Annotated in this window: 16 protein-coding genes; 8 read left to right on the top strand and 8 right to left on the bottom strand. The window is 69.1% G+C overall.

Features of this window, described 5'->3' with window-relative positions:
- Positions 1–5 precede the first annotated feature (5 nt).
- From QFZ53_RS03755 to QFZ53_RS03725, 7 genes are all read left to right on the top strand, one after another.
- Positions 6–1,172, top strand: coding sequence for a serine hydrolase domain-containing protein (locus QFZ53_RS03755; protein ID WP_307293647.1), 1,167 nt, complete (start codon positions 6–8; stop codon positions 1,170–1,172).
- A gap of 67 nt (positions 1,173–1,239) precedes the next feature.
- Positions 1,240–2,214, top strand: a complete 975-nt coding sequence (locus QFZ53_RS03750; RefSeq protein ID WP_307293645.1) for a glycosyl hydrolase family 32 — start codon at positions 1,240–1,242, stop codon at positions 2,212–2,214.
- Positions 2,211–3,359 (top strand): serine hydrolase domain-containing protein, encoded by a 1,149-nt coding sequence (locus QFZ53_RS03745; protein WP_307293641.1) that lies wholly within the window; start codon positions 2,211–2,213, stop codon positions 3,357–3,359. The genes QFZ53_RS03750 and QFZ53_RS03745 overlap by 4 nt, the downstream gene beginning before the upstream one ends.
- 138 nt (positions 3,360–3,497) lie before the next feature.
- Positions 3,498–5,828 (top strand): phosphoribosylformylglycinamidine synthase subunit PurL, encoded by a 2,331-nt coding sequence (gene purL / locus QFZ53_RS03740; protein ID WP_307293639.1) that lies wholly within the window; start codon positions 3,498–3,500, stop codon positions 5,826–5,828.
- A gap of 30 nt (positions 5,829–5,858) precedes the next feature.
- The gene (locus QFZ53_RS03735; RefSeq protein WP_292906934.1) at positions 5,859–5,996 is read left to right on the top strand and encodes a hypothetical protein; all 138 of its coding nucleotides are present in this window, start codon (positions 5,859–5,861) and stop codon (positions 5,994–5,996) included.
- A 235-nt stretch (positions 5,997–6,231) separates the two neighbouring features.
- Positions 6,232–8,463 carry an esterase-like activity of phytase family protein gene (locus QFZ53_RS03730; protein ID WP_307293636.1) on the top strand — a complete coding sequence of 744 codons (2,232 nt, stop codon included), beginning with the start codon at positions 6,232–6,234 and terminating at the stop codon, positions 8,461–8,463.
- A gap of 164 nt (positions 8,464–8,627) precedes the next feature.
- Positions 8,628–8,978, top strand: a complete 351-nt coding sequence (locus tag QFZ53_RS03725; RefSeq protein WP_307293634.1) for a TraR/DksA family transcriptional regulator — start codon at positions 8,628–8,630, stop codon at positions 8,976–8,978.
- A gap of 33 nt (positions 8,979–9,011) precedes the next feature.
- On the opposite strand, the gene QFZ53_RS03720 is transcribed toward QFZ53_RS03725, so the two are convergent.
- From QFZ53_RS03720 to QFZ53_RS03690, 7 genes are all read right to left on the bottom strand, one after another.
- The gene (locus QFZ53_RS03720; RefSeq protein WP_307293632.1) at positions 9,012–9,776 is read right to left on the bottom strand and encodes a hypothetical protein; all 765 of its coding nucleotides are present in this window, start codon (positions 9,774–9,776) and stop codon (positions 9,012–9,014) included.
- A 56-nt stretch (positions 9,777–9,832) separates the two neighbouring features.
- The gene (locus QFZ53_RS03715; RefSeq protein WP_307293631.1) at positions 9,833–11,146 is read right to left on the bottom strand and encodes a sensor histidine kinase; all 1,314 of its coding nucleotides are present in this window, start codon (positions 11,144–11,146) and stop codon (positions 9,833–9,835) included.
- A 1-nt stretch (position 11,147) separates the two neighbouring features.
- Positions 11,148–11,825 (bottom strand): response regulator transcription factor, encoded by a 678-nt coding sequence (locus QFZ53_RS03710; RefSeq protein ID WP_292906924.1) that lies wholly within the window; start codon positions 11,823–11,825, stop codon positions 11,148–11,150.
- A 230-nt stretch (positions 11,826–12,055) separates the two neighbouring features.
- On the bottom strand, positions 12,056–13,111 hold the full coding sequence (gene gnd / locus QFZ53_RS03705; RefSeq protein ID WP_307293629.1) for a phosphogluconate dehydrogenase (NAD(+)-dependent, decarboxylating): 1,056 nt from the start codon (positions 13,109–13,111) through the stop codon (positions 12,056–12,058).
- A gap of 254 nt (positions 13,112–13,365) precedes the next feature.
- The gene (locus QFZ53_RS03700; RefSeq protein ID WP_307293627.1) at positions 13,366–14,409 is read right to left on the bottom strand and encodes a hypothetical protein; all 1,044 of its coding nucleotides are present in this window, start codon (positions 14,407–14,409) and stop codon (positions 13,366–13,368) included.
- A gap of 217 nt (positions 14,410–14,626) precedes the next feature.
- The gene (locus QFZ53_RS03695; protein ID WP_307293624.1) at positions 14,627–15,268 is read right to left on the bottom strand and encodes a TetR/AcrR family transcriptional regulator; all 642 of its coding nucleotides are present in this window, start codon (positions 15,266–15,268) and stop codon (positions 14,627–14,629) included.
- 117 nt (positions 15,269–15,385) lie between these two features.
- Positions 15,386–16,735, bottom strand: coding sequence for an MFS transporter (locus QFZ53_RS03690; protein ID WP_307293622.1), 1,350 nt, complete (start codon positions 16,733–16,735; stop codon positions 15,386–15,388).
- A gap of 278 nt (positions 16,736–17,013) precedes the next feature.
- On the opposite strand from QFZ53_RS03690, the gene QFZ53_RS03685 reads away from it, so the two are divergent.
- The gene (locus tag QFZ53_RS03685) at positions 17,014–18,078 is read left to right on the top strand and encodes an oligogalacturonate lyase family protein (RefSeq protein ID WP_307293619.1); all 1,065 of its coding nucleotides are present in this window, start codon (positions 17,014–17,016) and stop codon (positions 18,076–18,078) included.
- Positions 18,079–18,087: 9 nt separating this feature from the next.
- Here the strand turns inward: QFZ53_RS03685 and QFZ53_RS03680 are convergent, their stop codons facing one another.
- Positions 18,088–19,710 carry an FAD-dependent oxidoreductase gene (locus QFZ53_RS03680; protein ID WP_307293617.1) on the bottom strand — a complete coding sequence of 541 codons (1,623 nt, stop codon included), beginning with the start codon at positions 19,708–19,710 and terminating at the stop codon, positions 18,088–18,090.
- Between the last annotated feature and the right edge of the window lie 50 nt (positions 19,711–19,760).

Genomic DNA, 19,760 nt, shown 5'->3' with positions numbered 1-19,760 from the left:
ACCGCATGAACGACATCCAGGGCGCCGCTGCGCCCGAATTCGAACACGTCGTCGAGGCGTTCGCCGCCACCGCCGGTGAGACCGGGGGCTCCGCCCTCAGCATCCGCATCGAGGGCGAGACCGTGGTGGACGTCTGGCACGGGCACGCCTCGTCGAGCCCGGCGGCTCCCTGGCAGCAGACGACGCCCGCCGTGATCTTCAGCGGCACCAAGGGCCTGGTCGCGATCCTCGCCGCACGCCTCGTGGAGGCGGGTGCACTCGACCTCGACGCACCCGTCAGCCGATACTGGCCGGAGTTCGCAGCCGCGGGGAAAGAGTCGATCACGGTGAGGCAGGTCATGTCGCACCGTGCCGGCCTCGCCGCCCTCCGTGCGGACGTCGATCTCGCCACCGCGCTCGATTGGACCGCGATGACCGAGCGGCTCGCGGCGGAGGAGCCGCTGTGGGAGCCGGGCACACAGTACGGGTACCACGCGCTCACCTACGGCTGGCTCGTCGGCGAGATCGTCCGCCGCATCACGGGCACCCCCGTCGGCCGATTCTTCCGTGAGGAGATCGTGGAACCGCTGTCGGCCGACGCGTGGATCGGCATCCCTGCGGATCGGGAGCAGGCCGTCGCCCGCCTCACGCGAGGCGGGAGCATGGATGCGCCCCCACCGGGCGGCATGCCGGAACTCGACCCGGAGCAGGCGCGGTGGATGGGGCGGACCATGACGCTCGGCGCCGCTTTCCCCGCAGAACTCGTCGTCCCCGGCGCCGGTTTCGACGACCCGAAGGTCCACGAGGCAGAGATCCCGGGCGCGGGCGGAATCGGAACCGCACATGCGCTGGCGACCATCTGGTCGTCGACCGTGATCCGTACCGACGGGCATCGCCTGCTCGGAGAGGACGTGGTCACCGAGATGACCCGTGTGCAGAGCGAGGGCGAGCCGGTGTGGTGGCTTCCCGGCCCGTACCCGCGGTGGGGCACGGGCTTCATGATCCCGTCGGAGCGCCGGCCGTTCCTCAGCCCCGAGTCGTTCGGGCACGACGGAGCCGGCGGCCAGGTCACCTTCGCCGACCGCCGCCACCGAGTGGGGTTCGCCTACGTGACCAACCTCATGGAGCTTCATTCGGATGACCGTGGAGACGCGATCGTCCGGGCTCTGGGAGACGTCCTCCACCGCAGCTGAGCTGTTCGGCCGGCCGCACGGCGTCGCGCACGAGCGCGGCGCTCCGCCACCATGCGAAAGGGCAGCCATGCCATTCGAGATTCCCGACCGCTGGGTCTGGGACTGCTGGATCGCCGATGACGGCGACCTCTTCCATCTCTTCTACCTCAACGCACCACGAGCACTGGGCGATCCCGCCCTGCGACACCGCAACGCCGTGATCGGGCACGCGACGTCGACGGATCTGCGCGAGTGGACCTCGCACGGCACGGTTCTCGAGCCGGGAGCGCCCGGGGAGTTCGATGCGACGGCGACGTGGACCGGATGCGTGGTGCCGCAGACCGCCGGCTGGCGGATGTTCTATACGGGGTCGGTGTTCCTCGCACCGGATGCTCACACAAACGTCGAGAGCATCGGCGCCGCCGATTCGACCGACCTTCATTCCTGGTCGAAGGCGCCATCGCCGGTTCTGCGCGCGGATCCGCGCTGGTACGAGACGCTGGCCGACGGCACGTGGCCGGAGGAAGCCTGGAGAGACCCGTGGGTCTTCTTCGACTGGGATCTCTGGCACATGCTGATCACGTCGAGAGCGAAACGCACCGAGGAGTCCGCCGACCCCCGTGACCTCGGCGTCGTGGGCCATGCGACCTCGCGCGATCTGAGCTCCTGGACGATCGGCGAGCCGCTGAGCGCACCGGGCGCGGGATTCGCGCACCTGGAGGTGCTGCAGGCCCTCGAGTTCGAAGGCGGGCACTTCGTACTGTTCTCATGCGATCGCACGCATCTCGCCGGTGATCGCATGAGTGATCGCGCCGGAGGAGTGTGGGTCGCGCCTCGCGACCCGAAGACCGGGTGGTGCGCGATCGAGCACGCGCGGCTCCTGCACGACGAGTCCCTGTATGCGGCGCGTGCGGTGCGGGACCGCGAGGGCCGGCTGTCGTTGATCGGCTTCATGAACGGCAGCAGCACCGAGGAGTTCGGAGGGCGGATCTCGGACCCGATCGCCCTGGTCCCTGACCCTGACGGATGGCCATCGATCGCGAACGGGACGGTGGCGCAGTGAACACGAGGATCGACGGAGCGGTGGAGGCGGGCTTCGGAGGAGTCGCCGACGCCTTCGCGCGCGCTTTCGACGGGCGGAAGGGCATGGGGGCGGCGCTCTCCGTCCTCGTCGACGGGAAGACGATCGTCGACGTCTGGGCGGGCGAAGCCGGCCCAGACGCGGCGTGGAAGGCGGAAACGGCCTCCGTCATCTTCTCCTGCACGAAGGGACTGATGGCGATCCTCGTGGCGCAGTGCGTCGAACAGGGATCTATCGGTTACGACGACCTGGTCGTCGATCATTGGCCCGAGTTCGCGCGCAACGGCAAGGAGAGCACGCGCGTACGGCATCTGCTCGCGCATCGGGCGGGGGTACCGGCGCTCCGTCGCCCACTCTCCCGCGCACAGCTGCTCGACTTCGCGCAGGTCGTCGCCGAGGTCGAGCAGTCGGAACCCTTCTGGGCACCGGGCACGGCCTACGCCTATCATCCGATCACGCACGGCTGGCTGGTCGGCGAGGTTCTGCGGCGGGCTACGGGGCTCTCGGTGCGCGAGCTCTTCGATCGTGCCATCTCAAGTCCCCTGGGCGTCGACGCGTGGATCGGCATCCCGCCCGCCGTCGAAGAGCGGGTGGCGACGATGTCGATCGGCGCGACCCTGGCCGATGCGACCGCGCGCCTCGTCGAGGATCCGCAAAACCACTGGCCCGCGCAGGCCATGACTTTGGGCGGGGCTCTGCCTGCCGCACTCGTGGGACCGGGCAGCGGCTTCAACGATCCCGCCCTGCATCGGGCGATCATTCCGGGCGCCGGCGGCGTCGCCACCGCTCGCGCGCTGGCGACCGTCTGGTCGGCGACGGTGACGCAGACGAACGGCCATCGTCTGATCGGAGAGGACGTGCGCATGGAAGCGACCTCGGTCCAGAGCGCGGGCGAACCGTTCTTCACCGCACCCGGCCCCTGGCCCGCATGGGGGATGGGGTTCCAGCTCGACTCCGGGGCGCGGCGCTACGTCACCCCCCAGGGATTCGGTCACGACGGCGCGGGCGGGCAGGTCGCCTTCGCCGAGCCCGAAGCGAAGATCGGGTTCGCCTTCCTCACGAACATGATGGAGGCGGGCGACGATCGAGGCACCGCGATCGTCGACGCTCTCCGGAACGCCCTCTGACAGAGGGGGCGCCGCTCTGTCAGAGGCGGCGCCCCCTCTTCTCAGTCAGCCGCACCCGCCGGTTTCGACCCCGCACGAGCGTACGATCAGCCCCGGTAGAATGGGAACGCCCGCCGGCCCCCTTCTTGAGGAGTGCGCGTGACCAACGCCCCCGAAGCCACCGCCCACAAGCACGTTCCCGACTCCGTCGCCAACGCAGAAGCGACCCCCGAGAAGGAACAGCCCTACGCGGCGCTGGGCCTGAAGGACGACGAGTACGCGAAGATCCGCGAGATCCTCGGCCGCCGCCCCACTTCGGGTGAGCTGGCCATGTACTCCGTGATGTGGTCGGAGCACTGCTCGTACAAGTCGTCGAAGAACTACCTGCGCCGTTTCGGCCAGAAGGTCTCCGACGAGATGAAGGAACGCCTGATGGTGGGCATGGGCCAGAACGCGGGCGTCATCGACGTCGGCGAGGGCTGGGCCGTGACCTTCAAGGCCGAGTCGCACAACCACCCCTCGTTCATCGAGCCGTTCCAGGGTGCGGCGACCGGCGTCGGCGGCATCGTCCGCGACATCATCTCGATGGGCGCACGCCCGGTCGCGGTCATGGACGCCCTGCGCTTCGGAGCGATCGACCACCCCGACACCGCCCGCGTCGTGCACGGCGTCACCAGCGGCATCAGCTTCTACGGCAACTGCCTCGGCCTGCCGAACATCGGCGGCGAGACGGTCTTCGATTCCGTCTACCAGGCCAACCCGCTCGTCAACGCGCTCGCGGTCGGCGTGCTGCGCCACGAAGACCTCAAGCTCGCCAACGCCACCGGCGTCGGCAACAAGGTCGTGCTGTTCGGCGCCCGCACCGGCGGCGACGGCATCGGCGGCGCCAGCATCCTCGCATCCGACACCTTCGCCGACGGCGGCCCCACCAAGCGCCCCGCTGTGCAGGTCGGCGACCCGTTCGCCGAGAAGGTGCTGATCGAGTGCTGCCTCGAGCTGTACCGCGACGAGCTGGTCGAGGCCATCCAAGACCTGGGCGCCGCCGGCATCTCCTGCGCGACCAGCGAGCTCGCGGCCAACGGCAACAGCGGCATGAAGGTCTCGCTCGACAACGTTCTGCTGCGCGACCCGTCGCTCACGGCTGAGGAGATCCTCATGTCGGAGTCGCAGGAGCGCATGATGGCGATCGTCGCGCCCGAGAAGCTCGACGCCTTCCTCGAGGTCGTGAACAAGTGGGAGGTCGAGACCTCCGTGCTCGGCGAGGTCACCGGCGACGGCCGCCTCATCATCGACTGGCAGGGCGAGCGCATCGTCGACGTCGACCCCTCGACCGTCGCGGTCGACGGTCCGGTCTACGACCGCCCGGTCGCGTACCCGACGTGGATCGACGCGCTGCAGGCGGATGCTGCTGAGAACCTGCCCCGCTCGAACGACCCCGAGACGCTGAAGACGCAGTTCCTCGACCTGGTCGCATCGCCGAACCTCGCCGACACCCGCTGGATCACCAACCAGTACGACTACTACGTGCTCGGCAACACCGCCCTCGCCTTCCCCGACGACGCGGGCATGATCCGCGTCGACGAGGAGTCGGGTCTCGGCTTCGCGATCTCGACCGACGCCAACGGCCGCTACTGCCAGCTCGACCCGTACGCTGGTGCACAGTTGGCTCTCGCCGAGGCGTACCGCAACGTCGCCGTCACGGGCGCCGTTCCCACCGCGATCACCGACTGCCTGAACTTCGGCTCTCCCGAGAACCCCGAGGTCATGTGGCAGTTCGGCCAGACGGTCGACGGCCTCGCAGACGGATGCTACGAGCTGGGCACCCCGGTGACCGGAGGCAACGTCTCGTTCTACAACCAGACCGGCGACGTGCCGATCCACCCGACCCCGCTCGTCGGCGTGCTCGGCATCATCGACGACGTCTCGCGCCGCATCCCGTCGGGGTGGCAGGACGAGGGCCAGAACATCTACCTGCTCGGCACGACCTCGACCGAGCTCTCCGGCTCCGCATGGGCCGAGACCGTGCACCAGCACCTCGGCGGACGCCCGCCGAAGGTCGACCTCGCCGGCGAGAAGCGACTCGCAGGCCTCCTCGCCGCGGCACGCGACGAGTGGCTCATCTCCTCGGCGCACGACCTCTCCGAGGGCGGTCTCGCACAGGCGCTCGCCGAAGGCGTCACCCGCTTCGGCGTCGGCGCCCGCGTCTGGCTGAACGAGATCATCGAGCGCGACGGTGTGGATGCGGCATCCGCCCTGTTCTCCGAGTCGACCGGCCGCGTCATCGTGACGGTGCCGCGCGAAGACGACGTGAAGTTCCGCGGACTCTGCGAGGGTCGGGGCTACCCGGTGATGCGCATCGGCGTGACCGACGTCGAGCCGCAGCTCGAGGTGCAGGACGTCTTCACGGTGTCGGTCGCCGAGCTGCGCGAGCGCTCGCAGGCCACACTGCCCGCGGCCTTCGGCCCCACCATCGCCGAGCCGGTCGGCTGACCTGGTTCGTCGAGCGAGCGAGCGAGAATCATGAGCGAAGACACCGACGACTATGGCGACCTCGACGCCCGCCGCAACCGGCGCATCCGTATCGTGGCCTGGACCGTCATCATCGCGCTGATCCTCGGCGGCGGCGGCGCGACGGTGCTGACTCTGCTCTTCGGCTGAGGTTCCGCGCATCGGTCGTTGAGCGCGCGATATGGCGAGCGTCGTACTGAGCGAGCGAAGCGAGACGAAGTGACGAAACGTCGCAAGACGATCTCGATAGGTTCACCGCGTTTCGTCTCGTCGCTGGCGCTCCTCGCTCAACGACCGATGGGGCAAGGTTCCGTTCACCACGTCGTCATCGGAAGGTCATCGCCGGGTCAGAGGGATGCCGACGGCTGACGGTTGACTCGCAGACATGAGACGAGTCCATCGCGCCATAGCCGCCGCCACCGCCGTCACCGCGGCAGCCACCCTGCTGCTCGCCGCTCCTGCGCAGGCCGCGGGCAACCAGACCACTCCGACGTCGAAGAACCACGCGTTCGAGCCGACGCTCGTCGCGTGGGCCGAGCTGTCGGCCGACTTCCTGGCCGACGGTCCGCCGTCCGGCGCGCTCGCCTCGCCGGGTAACGGCCGCCAGGGCCCGTGGGACGGACAGGTCATCCCCGGCTTCTCCGCCGTGATCGACAACGGCGACGGCACGTTCTGGGCGCAGCCCGACAACGGCTTCGGCGCCAAGGGCAACTCGGCCGACTTCCTGCTGCGCAGCTATCTCGTGCGCCCCGACTGGCAGACGGCCCAGGGCGGCTCGGGCGAGATCGCCGTCGAGCGCTTCATCTCGTACAACGACCGCAACCACGTCCTGGACTTCCCCATCGTCCACGACGCCACCCCGGAGCGCCTGCTCACCGGCGCCGACTTCGACATCGAGTCGGCCGTGCGCGCGAAGGACGGCACGTTCTGGGTCGGCGAGGAGTTCGGCCCCTTCCTGCTGCACTTCGATGCGAACGGCACGCTGCTCGCCAAGCCGTTCTCCCTCGACGGCGCGAAGTCGCCGCAGAACCCGTATCTACAGCCCGGTGAGACTCCGCGGGTGCGCGCGAGCCGCGGCTTCGAGGCGCTGGCGGCATCCGTGAACGGCCGTTACCTGTACCCGATCGTCGAGGGCGCCTACGCCGACGATCCCGACCTGCGCCGCCGCGAGATCCTCGAGTTCGACACCAAGCGCGGCGTGTACACCGGACGCAGCTGGAACTACCAGACCGATCAGGAGCCGAACGTCATCGGCGACGCCTTCACCGTCAAGAACGACCGTCTGCTCGTGGTCGAGCGCGACGACTTCGAGGGCGACCAGGCGGTCACCAAGCGCATCTACGAGATCGACCTGAAGAAGACGGATGCCGAGGGCTACGTCGAGAAGAGCCTGGTGTTCGACGCCCTGCGCGTCTCGAACCCCGACGGGCTGAGCGCCGGCAACGGCTACGGCACCGGCGAGGTGTGGTCGCTTCCGGTGCAGTCGCTCGAGACGATCGTGCAGCTGAAGAACGGCGACCTGCTCATCGCCAACGACAACAACTATCCCGGCAACGACGCGCGCGTCACGGGAACTCCCGACGACACCGAGTTCGCGGTGATCGACCTCGACCGCACCAAGGTCGAACCCGAGCAGGTCACCGTGATCGGCCACCGCGGAGCGAGCGGGTACCGTCCGGAGCACACGCTCGCCTCTTACGAGCAGGCGATCGTGCAGTGCGCCGATTACATCGAGCCCGACGTGGTCTCCACCAAGGACGGCGTGCTCGTCGCCCGCCACGAGAACGAGATCAGCGGCACCACCGACGTCGCGGCGCACCCCGAGTTCGCGAGCCGCAAGACGACCAAGACGATCGACGGTGTGAAGACCACTGGCTGGTTCACGGAGGACTTCACCTTCGCCGAGCTGCGCACGCTCCGTGCCAAGGAGCGCCTGCCGCAGACGCGCCCTGCGAACACGGCGTTCGACGGGCTCTACGTCATCCCGACGCTCGATGAGGTCCTCGACCTGGCCCGGCACTCCGTGAGCTGCGACGGCCGCCAGATCGGCGTCTACCCCGAGACGAAGCATCCGTCGTACTTCGACTCGATCGGGCTCTCGCTCGAAGAGCCGCTGGTCGCCGCCCTGCAGGCCAACGGCGTCGACTCGGCGGATGCCCCGGTGATCGTGCAGAGCTTCGAGGTCGCGAACCTCAAGGAGCTGAACGGCCTCACCGACGTGCACCTCGCGCAGCTGATCAACTCGTCGGGTCGCCCCTACGACTTCACGCTCGCGGGCGACGCGCGCACCTATGCCGACCTCGTGAAGCCCGCCGGGCTCGCCGAGATCTCGTCGTATGCCGACGGCATCGGCGCCGAGAAGTCGGTGCTGATCCCGCGCACACCCGACGGACGACTCGCCGCGCCCTCACCGGTGATCGCGGACGCGCACGCTGCAGGTCTCGATGTGCACGGCTGGACGTTCCGCCTGGAGAACCAGTACCTGCCGGTCGAGTTCCGCTCGTCTGCTGATCCGATCGCGCCCGGCGACCTCGCCGGCGAGATCAGGGTGTTCCTCGACGCGGGCATGGACGGCATCTTCAGCGACCAGCCCGACATCGCCGCCACCGTCGGCTGACCGCGTTTCGTCTCGGTCGCTCCGCTCCCTCGCTCGACGACCAGTCGGATGCTGGCGCCCCGGTCGTGGAGCGAGCGGAGCGACACGAGACGCCGAGAGTTGAGGCCTCACCCGCCTCGACTTCTGCCGAAGCCGACGTCGGATGCCGCGCGTACAGTGTCGGCATGACCGACGACGTCCGCGCACTTCTCGAGCGGCTGCGGGCGCACGCCGCCGCCCGCGTCGCGTCGACCGCGGTCGTGCTCGGCGAGCTCGTGCACGACCGGGAGGGAACGAACGACGATGACGAGCACGACCCCGAAGGGGTCACGCTCTCATCTGAGTGGTCGCGTCTGTCGGGCCTCGCAGATGCCGCGGCATCCGAACTCCGCCAGGTCGACGAAGCCCTCGCAAGGCTGGATGCCGGAACCTACGGGGTCTGCGCAGGCTGCGGGCAGCCGATCCCGATCGCTCGTCTGGAGGTGCGGCCGTTCGCGACCCACTGCGTGGCCTGCGCCGAGAAGCTCGGGCGATGACCGCACCGGCTCCCCGGCCGCGGAGCGTGCAGATCAGTCGTCGTCGACGTCGGCGAAGACCAGCGCGAGATCGGCCGCGAGATCGATGTCGGCGTCGCGTCCATCGGCGAGACGGATGCTGACCTCGTAGGCGACGCCCTGGTCGTCGCTGCTCGACACGGCATCGACCGTGCCGTCGCCGCCGGAGGCCTCGCTCGACGCGGCGAGAGCGGCGTCGATGATGTCGCCGAGCGTCGCGAGATCGAGCGCCGGGTCCGCGCGGCGGTCGTCGTCGCGGGACGGATCGACGGATGCTGCGCCGTCGGCGCCGACGAACACGTCGACCTCCGAGCCGTCGGCGAGCAGAACCTCGACCTCGTAGCCGCCGTGCTCGACGTCGATCGAGCTCGCACCGGTGCCGCCCGCGGCGCCGATGGCCGCCTCTGCCGCGTCGCGCATCGAGGCGGCATCCGCCACGATTCCTGCGCCCGCCCCCGTCTCGGGGGCGCGGTCGTCGTCTCGAGCACCGTCATCGGCGCGATCGCCGTCGCGATCGCCGTCGTCGGTCGCACTCGAGCCACTGCCCTGCGACGCGGCGGGACGGTCGTCATCGTCGTCGCCGACCTCGGCGCCGATCGCATACGCGCCACCGCCGACGGCGAGGATCGCGACGGTCGCCGCTGCTCCGATGAGGATGTTCCGACGGCGCCGGCCCGATTGCGGTCCGGCGGGAGCGGCAGGTGCTGCGGGCTCCGTGTCGAACCGCTGGGTCTCGGCGTCTCGGTCGGGCTGCTGGGGTGTGTTCTCTTCGGTGTTCATGCTTCTACTCTGCGCGGCCACCCATGAACCGCCGCTGAAGCTTCCTGAAGCCGCCTTCAGCCTTCCGCGGCGACCGGCAGCGCGAGTGTGAAACGCGCTCCGCCGAGCACGCCGGTCGACACCGACAGCTCCCCGCCGTGCGCCCGCGCGATCTCACGGGCGATCGCGAGTCCGAGACCGCTGCCGCCGGCGTCTCTCGCGCGTGCCTCGTCGAGCCGGGCGAAGCGCTCGAACACGGCCTCGCGCTGCTCCTCTGGCACTCCGGATCCGTCATCCTCCACCTCGAGGAGAACCTGCGGACCCGACACGACCACGGCCAGCGCCACTGTGCCGGCTGCGTGGCGCACGGCGTTGTCGACGAGATTGCGCACGGCTCTGCCGAGCAGGACCTCGCTGCCGGCGACCCGCCCGGGGCCGATGCGCCGACCGTCGACGTCGACGCCCATGCCGCGCAGGCGCTGTACCTCGGCGAGCGCGATGTCGTCGAGATCCACCGGCGCGCGCGGATGCTCGCGTCCCCCGTGCTCGTCGAGTCGGGCGAGCAGCAGCAGACCCTCGACGAGTTCCTGCATGCGCCGCCCCTCATCGAGCACCACCCCGCCGAGCTCCTCGACAGAGGTCGATGCCGGGTGCGCGACCGCGACCTCGGCGTGCTGCCTGATCGTCGCGAGCGGTGATCGCAGCTCGTGCGAGGCGTCGCTCACGAAGCGCCGCTGCGTCGTCTGCGCGTACTCGATCCGCTCGAGCATCCGATTCATGGTCGCGGCAAGCGCGCCCAACTCGTCGTCGCGCCCCGCATCGACGCGCCGATCGAGCCCCGCGCCGTCGATGTCGTCGACCTGCCGGCGCATGCGCTCCACCGGGGCGAGGGCGCGCGTGGCGACGAGCCACATGACCACCCCGATCACGACGAGCAGCACGGGCACTGCGATCGCCAGGAGACCGGATGCCGTCGCCGTCGCCGCCTCGACCTCATCGATCGGCCGCGCGACCGTGAGCATGCCGGCATCCGTCTCCTCCGAGGCTGCGAGGTAGGCGTCTCCGTCGACCACGATGCGCACGACGGAGTCCTCGGCGACGATCGGCAACTGCTCGGCGTCGTCGTCGTTGGCGGCGGACTGCGCGCCCTGCACCCGTACGAGCACGTCGCCGTCGAGGTCTCCGATGTCGACCGCGCCGTTCTCGAGCTGCTCGCCGATCGTCTCGAGATCCTGCTCGACCGAGGCCGCCACCCCCTGCGTGAGCAGCTGTCCGAGCAGGATCACGGTGCCCAGGGCGCCCCCGGCGAGAACCACTCCGACGGCGAGGAGTGCACCGACGGTCAGTCGTGCCCTGATCGAGCGGATGCCGCGTCTGCGGATCTCCGTCATCTCAGCCGCCGTTCCCGGCGAGCCGGTAGCCGGTGCCGCGGACCGTCTCGATGGCCGCTCTTCCGAACGGCCTGTCGACCTTCGTCCGCAGGTGCCCGATGTAGACCTCGACGATGTTCGCATCGCCATCGAAATCGTCGCCCCACACGTTCGCGATCACCTCGGCCTTGGTCACGGCCTCACCGCGTCGGCGGAGCAGGAAGTCGAGAACCGCGAGCTCTCGCGCCGTGAGCGAGATCTCCGTCTCGCCGCGGAAGACCCGACGTGCGGCCGGATCCAGGCGCAGATCCCCCGCTTCGAGCACCGCCGGCCGCTCGCGTCCGCCCCGGCGGACCAGAGCGCGGAGCCGCGCGACCAGCACCGGATACGAGAACGGCTTCGTCATCCAGTCGTCGCCACCCGTGTCGAGGCCTTCGACCTCGTCCCACTCGCCGTCCTTCGCCGTGAGGAACAGCACGGGAGTCCAATCGCCCTCGGCGCGCAGCGCCTGGCATACGCGATAGCCGCTCATGCCCGGCATCATGACGTCGAGCACGATCGCGTCGTAGTCGCGATCGCGCGCGAGACCGAGCCCGGCGGCACCATCGTTCGCGACGTCGACGACCATCCCCTCGGCCTCGAGCCCCCGGCGGATGCCGTCGGCGAGCCGCACTTCGTCGTCGACGAGCAGTATTCGCATCCTCCCAGCCTGCACACCGGGGCTGAAGCGCGGCTGAAGGGGTCGGCGCGCCACGGCACATTCGGCCGCCGGGGCGCTCTACGGGCCCCGAACGCTCCGCGCGCCCCGCACGCTCCGAAGGAGAACTCGGGCTCCGAAGGAGCCTCAGCGGCCAAAGCTCCTTCCGAACGTGAGAAGGCCTTCGGAACGAGTGAGGGCGTCGCTCGATGACCGCCGTGGATGCTGCGGACTCAGCCTTCGTCGACCTTGCGGCCGCCCGCCTCGAGCACGTCGCCGGCCGGGCGCTCCTGGTGACCGCCGAACTGCAGGCGCATCGCCGAGAGCACCTGATTGGCGAAGCGATCCTCGTCGCGCGAAGCAAAGCGCTCGAAGAGCGAGGCCGCGAGCACGGGCACCGGAACACCGACGTCGACGGCGGCCTTGACAGTCCAACGCCCTTCACCCGAGTCCGAGACACGGCCCGCGAGCCCATCGAGCCGCGGGTTCGCGTGCAGTGCGGCCGCGGTGAGATCGAGCAGCCACGACGACACGACCGAGCCGCGGCGCCACAGCTCGGCGACCTTCGCGGTGTCGATCGGGAACTGGTAGAACTCGGGCTCCTCGAGCGGGGCGATCTCGGCCGAGTGCTCGGCCTCGCGCACACCGGCATCGGCGTTCTCGAGAAGATTCAGGCCCTCAGCGATCGCGGCCATGATGCCGTACTCGATGCCGTTGTGTACCATCTTCACGAAATGCCCGGCTCCCGACGGCCCGCAGTGCAGGTAGCCCTGCTCCTCGGGAGCGAGGTCGCCGTCGCGCCCGGGTGTGCGCTCGATCTCACCGACGCCCGGGGCGATCGTGCGCAGGATCGGCTCGAGGTGCTGCACCGCAGCATCCGATCCGCCGACCATCAGGCAGTAGCCGCGATCGAGGCCGAACACCCCGCCGCTCGTGCCCACGTCGACGAACTCGATGCCGCGTTCGCGCAACGCCGCGGCGCGGCGCACGTCGTCGCGGTAGTTCGAGTTGCCGCCGTCGATGATGATGTCGCCGCGGTCGAGCACGGCCGCCACCTCATCGGCGACCTGTCCTGTGATGGATGCCGGCACCATGAGCCACACGATGCGCGGGGTCTGCAGCTTGGCCGCGAGGTCGGCGTAGCTGTCGGCGCCGGTCGCCCCCTCGGCGACGAGCGTCGCGACCGCTTCCGGGTTCACGTCGTAGACGACGCACTCATGTCCGTCCCGCATGAGGCGCCGCACGATGTTCGCGCCCATCCGTCCGAGTCCCACCATCGCCAGCTGCATGTTCGCTCCCTCACACCACGGACGGCTTCTCTGAAGCCGGATGCGCTCATCCTGACACGCGAGCCGGATTCCCTCAACGCGGGCCCAGGGCCTCGGCCCGCCACCACGATGCCGACATCCCACCACGATGCCGACGCCCCACCACCTTGCCGACGCCCCACCACGTTGCCGACGCCCCACCACGTTGTTGACGTCGACAACCGGGTGGCCGGTCGACATCATGGTGGCGGACGCACCTGCACGCCCGCGGCCGATCAGCGCAGGCGACGTCGATCAAGACGGAGGTCGCCTGTGAACGGCACGCCAAAGGCCGCCAGACGGCTCGCGAAGGCTCGCACAGTGCCGATATGCTCACCTCCCCAGCGGAGCATCCCTCTCCGAGTCGTGCCACGCACCCAGTCCTCGCGCCACTTCTCCTCCACGACCGCTTCCTCGACGTTCTGGTCACCGCGCGTCGAGGGGTCGAGATACTTGCCGAGGCCGTCGAACTCCCCGAACGAATTGATGTCGTCGAGACCGAAGTCGCAGTAGAACGAGCGACCGTCTGGCGCGGGGATGCGTACCTGCAGATCGACGTTCCGGAACCCGAGGCGGTGAAGACGCAGTCGGCTGACGCTCTCGCCCGGCAGTTGAGCTCGCCCGTCGGCGAACGCCACGATGCGCCCGGCCTTGCGAGCCCCCGGCCTACCGCGAACGGCGTCGAGCCGCTGCTCGAGGTCGCCTCGCCAGGACGCGGCGAGTTCGGGGTCCTGCTGGTGTCTCGTCACGGCCGCAGAACCCAACGCCGCGTCGGCTATCGAAAGCGCGGCCTCCGCTTGCAGAGTTCGCGCGACGTCGAGCACTGTGCGCGCCGCACTCGTGACCCTGATCCCCGCGATCTCCTCGACGTCGTCGTCATCTAGGTCGAGCTCGTGGCGCAGCACGTCACTCGCGCTGCCCGCGTGGCGGGGAAGCGGTACGCACACATGCACCCGCTTCGGTTCCAGTCGGTACAGCGGCAACCCGCGCACGACAGCAGCGGACACATGCGACAGCACAGGCGGCACCGAGGCGTCTCGGCACACCGCGATGATGTGCAGCAGATGCCGGCCCTCCGGCCACAATGACTTCCATGTCCGGGTCGCAACGTAGTGGCCGCGGCGCACGCGATGAAGACTCCCGCCGGCGACCTGCTCGCGCAGCGAACGGTCCGTCAAACCATTATCGAGAAGGTCTTCGCGACTGCGCAGCAGCTGCTCGGCCTGCTCGTGGGTGATGCGGCGCCTTCTCTCGATCTTCGCGGGTGTGATCTCCGGCATCCGTTCACTCTGCACCTGGCGACAAGCCCTGAATGCTCTGTCCCCAGGCTTTGGAGCGGTCCCGTCCAAGCTCGACGATGTGCAGGAAGAGTGGCGCACGCGTCAGCCACCAGGCAGTTCACGAACCACCACGTTCCCGACGCGATTCGGATGGTGGCAGGTCAAGCCGCTGGTGGCACACCGCCTGCCGGGACCCGGGGCGGGGCCCGTCGGCAGGTCAGCCGCCGGAGGGGCCGCCGTCGGAGGGGCCGCCGTCGGAGGGGCCGCCGTCGACCGAGCCGAGGTGCGAGAGCGCGGCGACGCCGTTCCACACGGCCCGCAGCCGCGCGACCATGTCGATCGAACGGTCGAGCAGCCACTGCTGCTGCAGCCCGTCGGCGGCCGCCACGATGATGTCGGCGATCAGCTCGGCGTCGACGTTCTGACCGAATTCGCCGCTCTCCTGAGCGGTCCTCACGGACTGCACGGAGAGGTCGCGCACCCATTCGTACCGTTCGACGAAGTACTCGTGCGCCGGGTGCTTTCCGATGCTCGCCTCGGCGGAGAACTCGACATACAGCTGCACGAGACCCGGCACGCGGGTGTTGTGCTCGATCACGTCGAGGAAGCCCTCGAAGTTCGGCTTGTCGACCCAGTGCTCTGCGATGTCGCGAGCGTCTCTGGCGCGCAGCACAGCCATGTAGAGCTCCTCGCGCGAGCCGAAGTAGTGCATGAGTCCCGGCTGGGTGAGCCCGACGCGACGGGCGATCTCGCGGTTCGATGCGCTGCGGCATCCGAATTCCGCCACGACGTCGAGTGCCACCGAGAGGATCTCCTCCCGCTTCGCGGCACCCTTGGCGTACTGCCCCCGACGAGTCATCGGCATAAGTCTAGGAGATATACCAATTCGCCATGAGAACGCTCCCTCAGTGCGCGAGCGGGTGGTGGGGCGGCCGGAGTCCCCCGAGGATCCGGCCGCCCGGTCTGTGTCAGCCGGTCATCTCACCGACTTGATCGGGAAGATGACCAGCGCTCCGACGAGGCAGAGGACCGCGCAGACGGTGAACCACGTCGTGTAGTCGGCCCCTGTCGCTCCGCCGGTCGCCGCCAGCACCAGCCCGCCGACCAGCGGCGCCGCCGTCTGCGGCAGAGCGTTGGCGAGGTTGAGGACGCCGAGGTCCTTGCCTGCGTCGTCCGGGTTCGGCAGCACGTCGACCACGAGGGCGAGGTCCACACCGACGTAGATGCCGTAGGCGGCGCCGAGGAACAGTTCGAGGACGTAGTACGAGGGAACATCCTGGATGAAGATCAGGGCGAGCGTGCCGACGGCGAACAACGCCGTCGAGGTCCACACGAACACCTTGCGCTTGCCGATCTTGTCGGAGATCCTGCCCGCGATCCACGCCGTGATCACGAGCGCTCCGGTGTAGACGAGGGTGGTGTTGGCGATGAGAAGGCCGACCTCCTCTTCGGGGACATCGAGGTGGTACACCATGTAGAAGAACCGGAACGTCGTGAAGCCGAACGCCGCGAAGGTGATCAGGAAGCGCGACCACCACGCGAGCGCGAAGTCGGGGTGCTTCGCCGGGCTCACCCAGATCGTGCCGAGGATCTCGCCGAAGGAGATGCGCGGAGGCTTGACCGGCAGCTGCTTGTCCGGCAGCACCACCACGAAGATCACGAGGGCGACGATCGACAGGATCGCCGGGACGACGAAGACGATGAAGAGGTTGAACGAGAACCAGCCGGCCACGTAGACGCCGCCGACGATGCCGACATTCTGCGCGATGCCGAGGCCCGCGGTGATCGCGCCGCGCTGGAATTTCGGCACCTGGTCGGCGATCGTCGCCACGAAGGGGGCGAGCGTCATGTTGGCGCCCAGCTGGGCGATCGCCCAGCCGACGGTCGCGATCGCCAGACTGTCGCCGAGGGCCATGAAGACGAATCCGACCGTCATGATCACGGCGCCCAGGACGATCCAGACGCGGCGGCGGCCCCACCGGCTCGTCGTGCGATCGGAGATGCGCCCGAACATCACGTTCGCGATGGCCGCGAAGAATGCGCCGACCCCTCCCAGAATCGCCGACGCCGAGTTCGCGGCGGCGGCCCCTTCTGCGATGGCCCCTGCCGCCTGAAGCGAACTGATCTTCAGACCGATGCCCACGACCGCGGGACCGAGCAGTGCGATGAAGAAGACGAACTGGGCGATGATCAGCCACGTGACGTAGCTCTTCTTCGCCGGCTCGGTCGGCTCCGTGAACCAATGATGCTCCGGCGAGCCGACGGTACGACTCGCAGACGTCATCCCGGACGGGTTGCCTGCGGCCGCGCCACTGACTGAACTCATAGCTGCCTCCTTTGGCTGCGAGGGCGCGCCTGCGGCTCATCGCCGAGCGCAGGTCGGGCGACACCCTTGTCGATGAAAACCTAGACGGCTAAGGTTTCTCGCACAAGAGTCGTCAGCAGAACTTTCCCCGCGGGCTGCCTCAGGATCCGGGGGCAGGTCGACGAGCCCCCGGATGCGGCCAAACGCACACAAGCGGCTGCGGTCGGTCCGGCACGGATCTTATTAATTCTAGCAATTTGAATTAGAATGGATGGATCCGTCGACCCGAAGGGACTCCCGTGTCCTCGCCCACGGCACCTGGTGACCAGTTCATCGCCCGCGACGTCTACGCCGCATATCCGCACTGCAACGCGTTCTTCGACGATGGCCGGCGCATGGTCGTCGGCGATGCGACGGCACCGCGCCTCCTCGTCGTCGATGTCGAGCCGGACGCGAGTCCGGAGCTCGTCCTCGATCTCCGTCCGCTCGGAGACGGCGACGGTCGGCTGCTCTGGTTCGACGTCGCCGTGAACGCTCCGATTCTTGCCACGACCTGGTCCGACTCCGTCATCACGCTCGAGCTCGCCGACGCCTCCGCCGCACCGTCCATCGTCTACACCGCCGGCGCCGACGCACGCATCGACGGCCTCGTCTCGATCAATGCCGAAGGCACCAAGGTCGCCGCGATCGAGGTTCGCGATGCAGACCGCTCCCTCCTGGTGATCGACCTGGCCACAGGTCGGGTCGATCGGCGCCTGCACGTCGCCTGGACCGCGAATCACGTGCAGTTCTCTCCCGCAGACGACGAGTGGATCGGCTTCGCCCATGAAGGCGCGAGCACCGAGGTCGACGATCGCGTGTGGGGGTCCCACCCCGTGCTGGCCCCGTTCGGGCGACCTCTCGCCGATCAGGCCGCGCTTTCCTCCGAGGACCGGCCCCTCGCGCTCGGGCACGAACGATGGATGTTCCACCGGGCGGATGCGATCGTGGTCGCCTACGGCGATGGCCCCTCCCCTCGGGGCGTCTGGGAGGTGCCGACCGACGATCGCGCACCACGACTGCTCAGCGCAGGCGAACGCGACTGGCACTGCGGCATCAGCCGCGACGGCACGCGCATCGTCGTGGACACGACGGGCCCCGCAGACGCCCCGGGGAGCGGATGGACGGATGCCGGCGACCGCAGCACCCTCGTCGTCATCGACGTCGCCGACGGCAGCCGACGCGCGCTGACGGAGACCCGCTTCCTCCCGCATCCATTCCATCCGCACCCGGCGTTCACACCCGACGGCACGCGGATCGTCTTCAACAGGGTCGACGACGACGGCACCCGCGGCGTCGCCGTCGTCGACGCGCTCCTCCTCTAGACCGCCGGCTCAGTACGGGTGCGCTCCGTGGCGCCAGTGCCGCTCCACGCCGGCGGCCTCGATCTCCGCCAGGTAGTCGGAGAGCGCCGGTCCACCCGCATGCACCGCATGGGGCGTCGTGCCGGTGGCGAGACAGAAGGCCGCGAGGTGCCCGGCGGCTTCACCGATGTTCCATTCCACCGGATGCAGTCGATAGCAGCCGTTCGTGAGATGAGTCGTGCCGATGTTCTTGTTGGCCGCGAGCAGATTGGTCACGCGCTGCGGGATCAGCGCCCCCAGCGGGATCTCGAACGGCGTCGAGGCGACGTCGATGTACGTGTCGCCACCGGTCGACGGGTGCAGGTCGATCCGGTACATGCCCACGCCCACCGATTCCTCGTACCGGGTGGCGCCGCGGTCGCCGCGCACCGCATACGAGACGTCGTTCTCGGTGATGCGGGTCAGCGAACGGATGCGACGCGATTCGCGATGATACGGCGCCTGCGCCAGCCCGTCGGCCGAACCCATGACGTCGGGGCGGAGCCGCAGCCCCGGAAAGCCGGTGCCGCCATCGGCCCGCGGCGCCTCGGTCTGCATCCAGTACAGCATCGAGAGGCTGAGCTGGCGGGCGTCGGCGTATCGCTGCAACTCGACCTCGCGCGGGACGTCGAGCACCGGCGCGAGGAAGTAGTCGATGCTCGGCCAGTTCACCAGGCAGATGTCGCTGGAGTAGAAGCCGGGTGCGAACAGATCGCGAGCTGCGATGCGCCGGAAGATCCAGAGGTTGTCGTCACCGGCGTTGCGCGATTGATCGGCGTCGACCGCGAGCGCATCGTCGCCCGGATTCGGTCCGAATTCGCGAGTGCCCATGCGCAGCGTCCGCGGATTCGGGGCCGACCACGACAGCATCCGCTCGCCCTGCCAGGCGGCAGGGGTGAAAGACCGCCAGAAGTCGTAGCGCTCGGGGCGATCGATCGTGTGATCACCGTCGACGTGCTCCACCGCGAAGCACACGCTGAGGGCCTGGATGTTCTCCGGCTGCGCCTCGTCCGGAGCGCTCGGCTCGCCCGTGTCGCTGCGGGACTCGAACCCGGTGACATACTCGGTGCCGGTCAGCGGCAGGAGCTCACCGGTCTCCGTCGCGTCGATCACGATCCGCGCGGTGATCACGGTCTGCGCACCGTCGGCCTCGGAGGCGACCGTGACGGACAAGATCCGGTCGCCGTCGACGGATGCCGCGGTGGGGCGCACGCGCTCCAGCAGGCGGATCCGACCGGCGGAACGGTGCGGCGCGAGCATCTCCTCGAGCACGCCGTGCGCGATCCTCGGCTCGACGCAGAGCTTCGACACCCATCCCGCGCCCGGGTTCAGATCGGCACGCCCCCGTGCGGCGTCGATGAGCGGATAGCGGCGACGATAGACATCGCGGATGCCGTCGCGCAGCGCACGGTATCGGGCGGTGACCCCGAAGGACTCCACCCAGGGATGCTCGTCGGGCGGCACGGCCTGAGAGGTGAGCTGACCGCCGATCCATGGGAACTCCTCGGTGAGGATCACGGTCGATCCGCGGTCGGCAGCGGCGAGCGCAGCGGCGACGCCTCCGAGCCCTGCCCCTACGACGAGGACGTCGGCATCCAGATCTCGAGCGGTCATGATGATCCCTTCGGTGGGCGGAAAGCGCTGTCCGAAACAACACTAGACTA

The sequence above is a fragment of the Microbacterium natoriense genome (genome assembly GCF_030816295.1).
Taxonomy (GTDB): domain Bacteria; phylum Actinomycetota; class Actinomycetes; order Actinomycetales; family Microbacteriaceae; genus Microbacterium; species Microbacterium natoriense_A.
Note: the sequence above shows the minus strand (reverse complement) of the source record. Positions and strands in the feature narration are given on the sequence as shown.

Excerpts from the sequence above, each read along its gene's own strand:
- QFZ53_RS03755 (WP_307293647.1), top strand. The coding sequence starts at position 6 with ATGAACGACATCCAGGGCGCCGCTGCGCCCGAATTCGAACACGTCGTC.
- QFZ53_RS03750 (WP_307293645.1), top strand. The coding sequence starts at position 1,240 with ATGCCATTCGAGATTCCCGACCGCTGGGTCTGGGACTGCTGGATCGCC.
- QFZ53_RS03735 (WP_292906934.1), top strand. The coding sequence starts at position 5,859 with ATGAGCGAAGACACCGACGACTATGGCGACCTCGACGCCCGCCGCAAC.
- QFZ53_RS03730 (WP_307293636.1), top strand. The coding sequence starts at position 6,232 with ATGAGACGAGTCCATCGCGCCATAGCCGCCGCCACCGCCGTCACCGCG.
- QFZ53_RS03725 (WP_307293634.1), top strand. The coding sequence starts at position 8,628 with ATGACCGACGACGTCCGCGCACTTCTCGAGCGGCTGCGGGCGCACGCC.
- QFZ53_RS03720 (WP_307293632.1), bottom strand. The coding sequence starts at position 9,776 with ATGAACACCGAAGAGAACACACCCCAGCAGCCCGACCGAGACGCCGAG.
- QFZ53_RS03715 (WP_307293631.1), bottom strand. The coding sequence starts at position 11,146 with ATGACGGAGATCCGCAGACGCGGCATCCGCTCGATCAGGGCACGACTG.
- QFZ53_RS03710 (WP_292906924.1), bottom strand. The coding sequence starts at position 11,825 with ATGCGAATACTGCTCGTCGACGACGAAGTGCGGCTCGCCGACGGCATC.
- gnd (WP_307293629.1), bottom strand. The coding sequence starts at position 13,111 with ATGCAGCTGGCGATGGTGGGACTCGGACGGATGGGCGCGAACATCGTG.
- QFZ53_RS03700 (WP_307293627.1), bottom strand. The coding sequence starts at position 14,409 with ATGCCGGAGATCACACCCGCGAAGATCGAGAGAAGGCGCCGCATCACC.
- QFZ53_RS03695 (WP_307293624.1), bottom strand. The coding sequence starts at position 15,268 with ATGACTCGTCGGGGGCAGTACGCCAAGGGTGCCGCGAAGCGGGAGGAG.
- QFZ53_RS03690 (WP_307293622.1), bottom strand. The coding sequence starts at position 16,735 with ATGAGTTCAGTCAGTGGCGCGGCCGCAGGCAACCCGTCCGGGATGACG.
- QFZ53_RS03680 (WP_307293617.1), bottom strand. The coding sequence starts at position 19,710 with ATGACCGCTCGAGATCTGGATGCCGACGTCCTCGTCGTAGGGGCAGGG.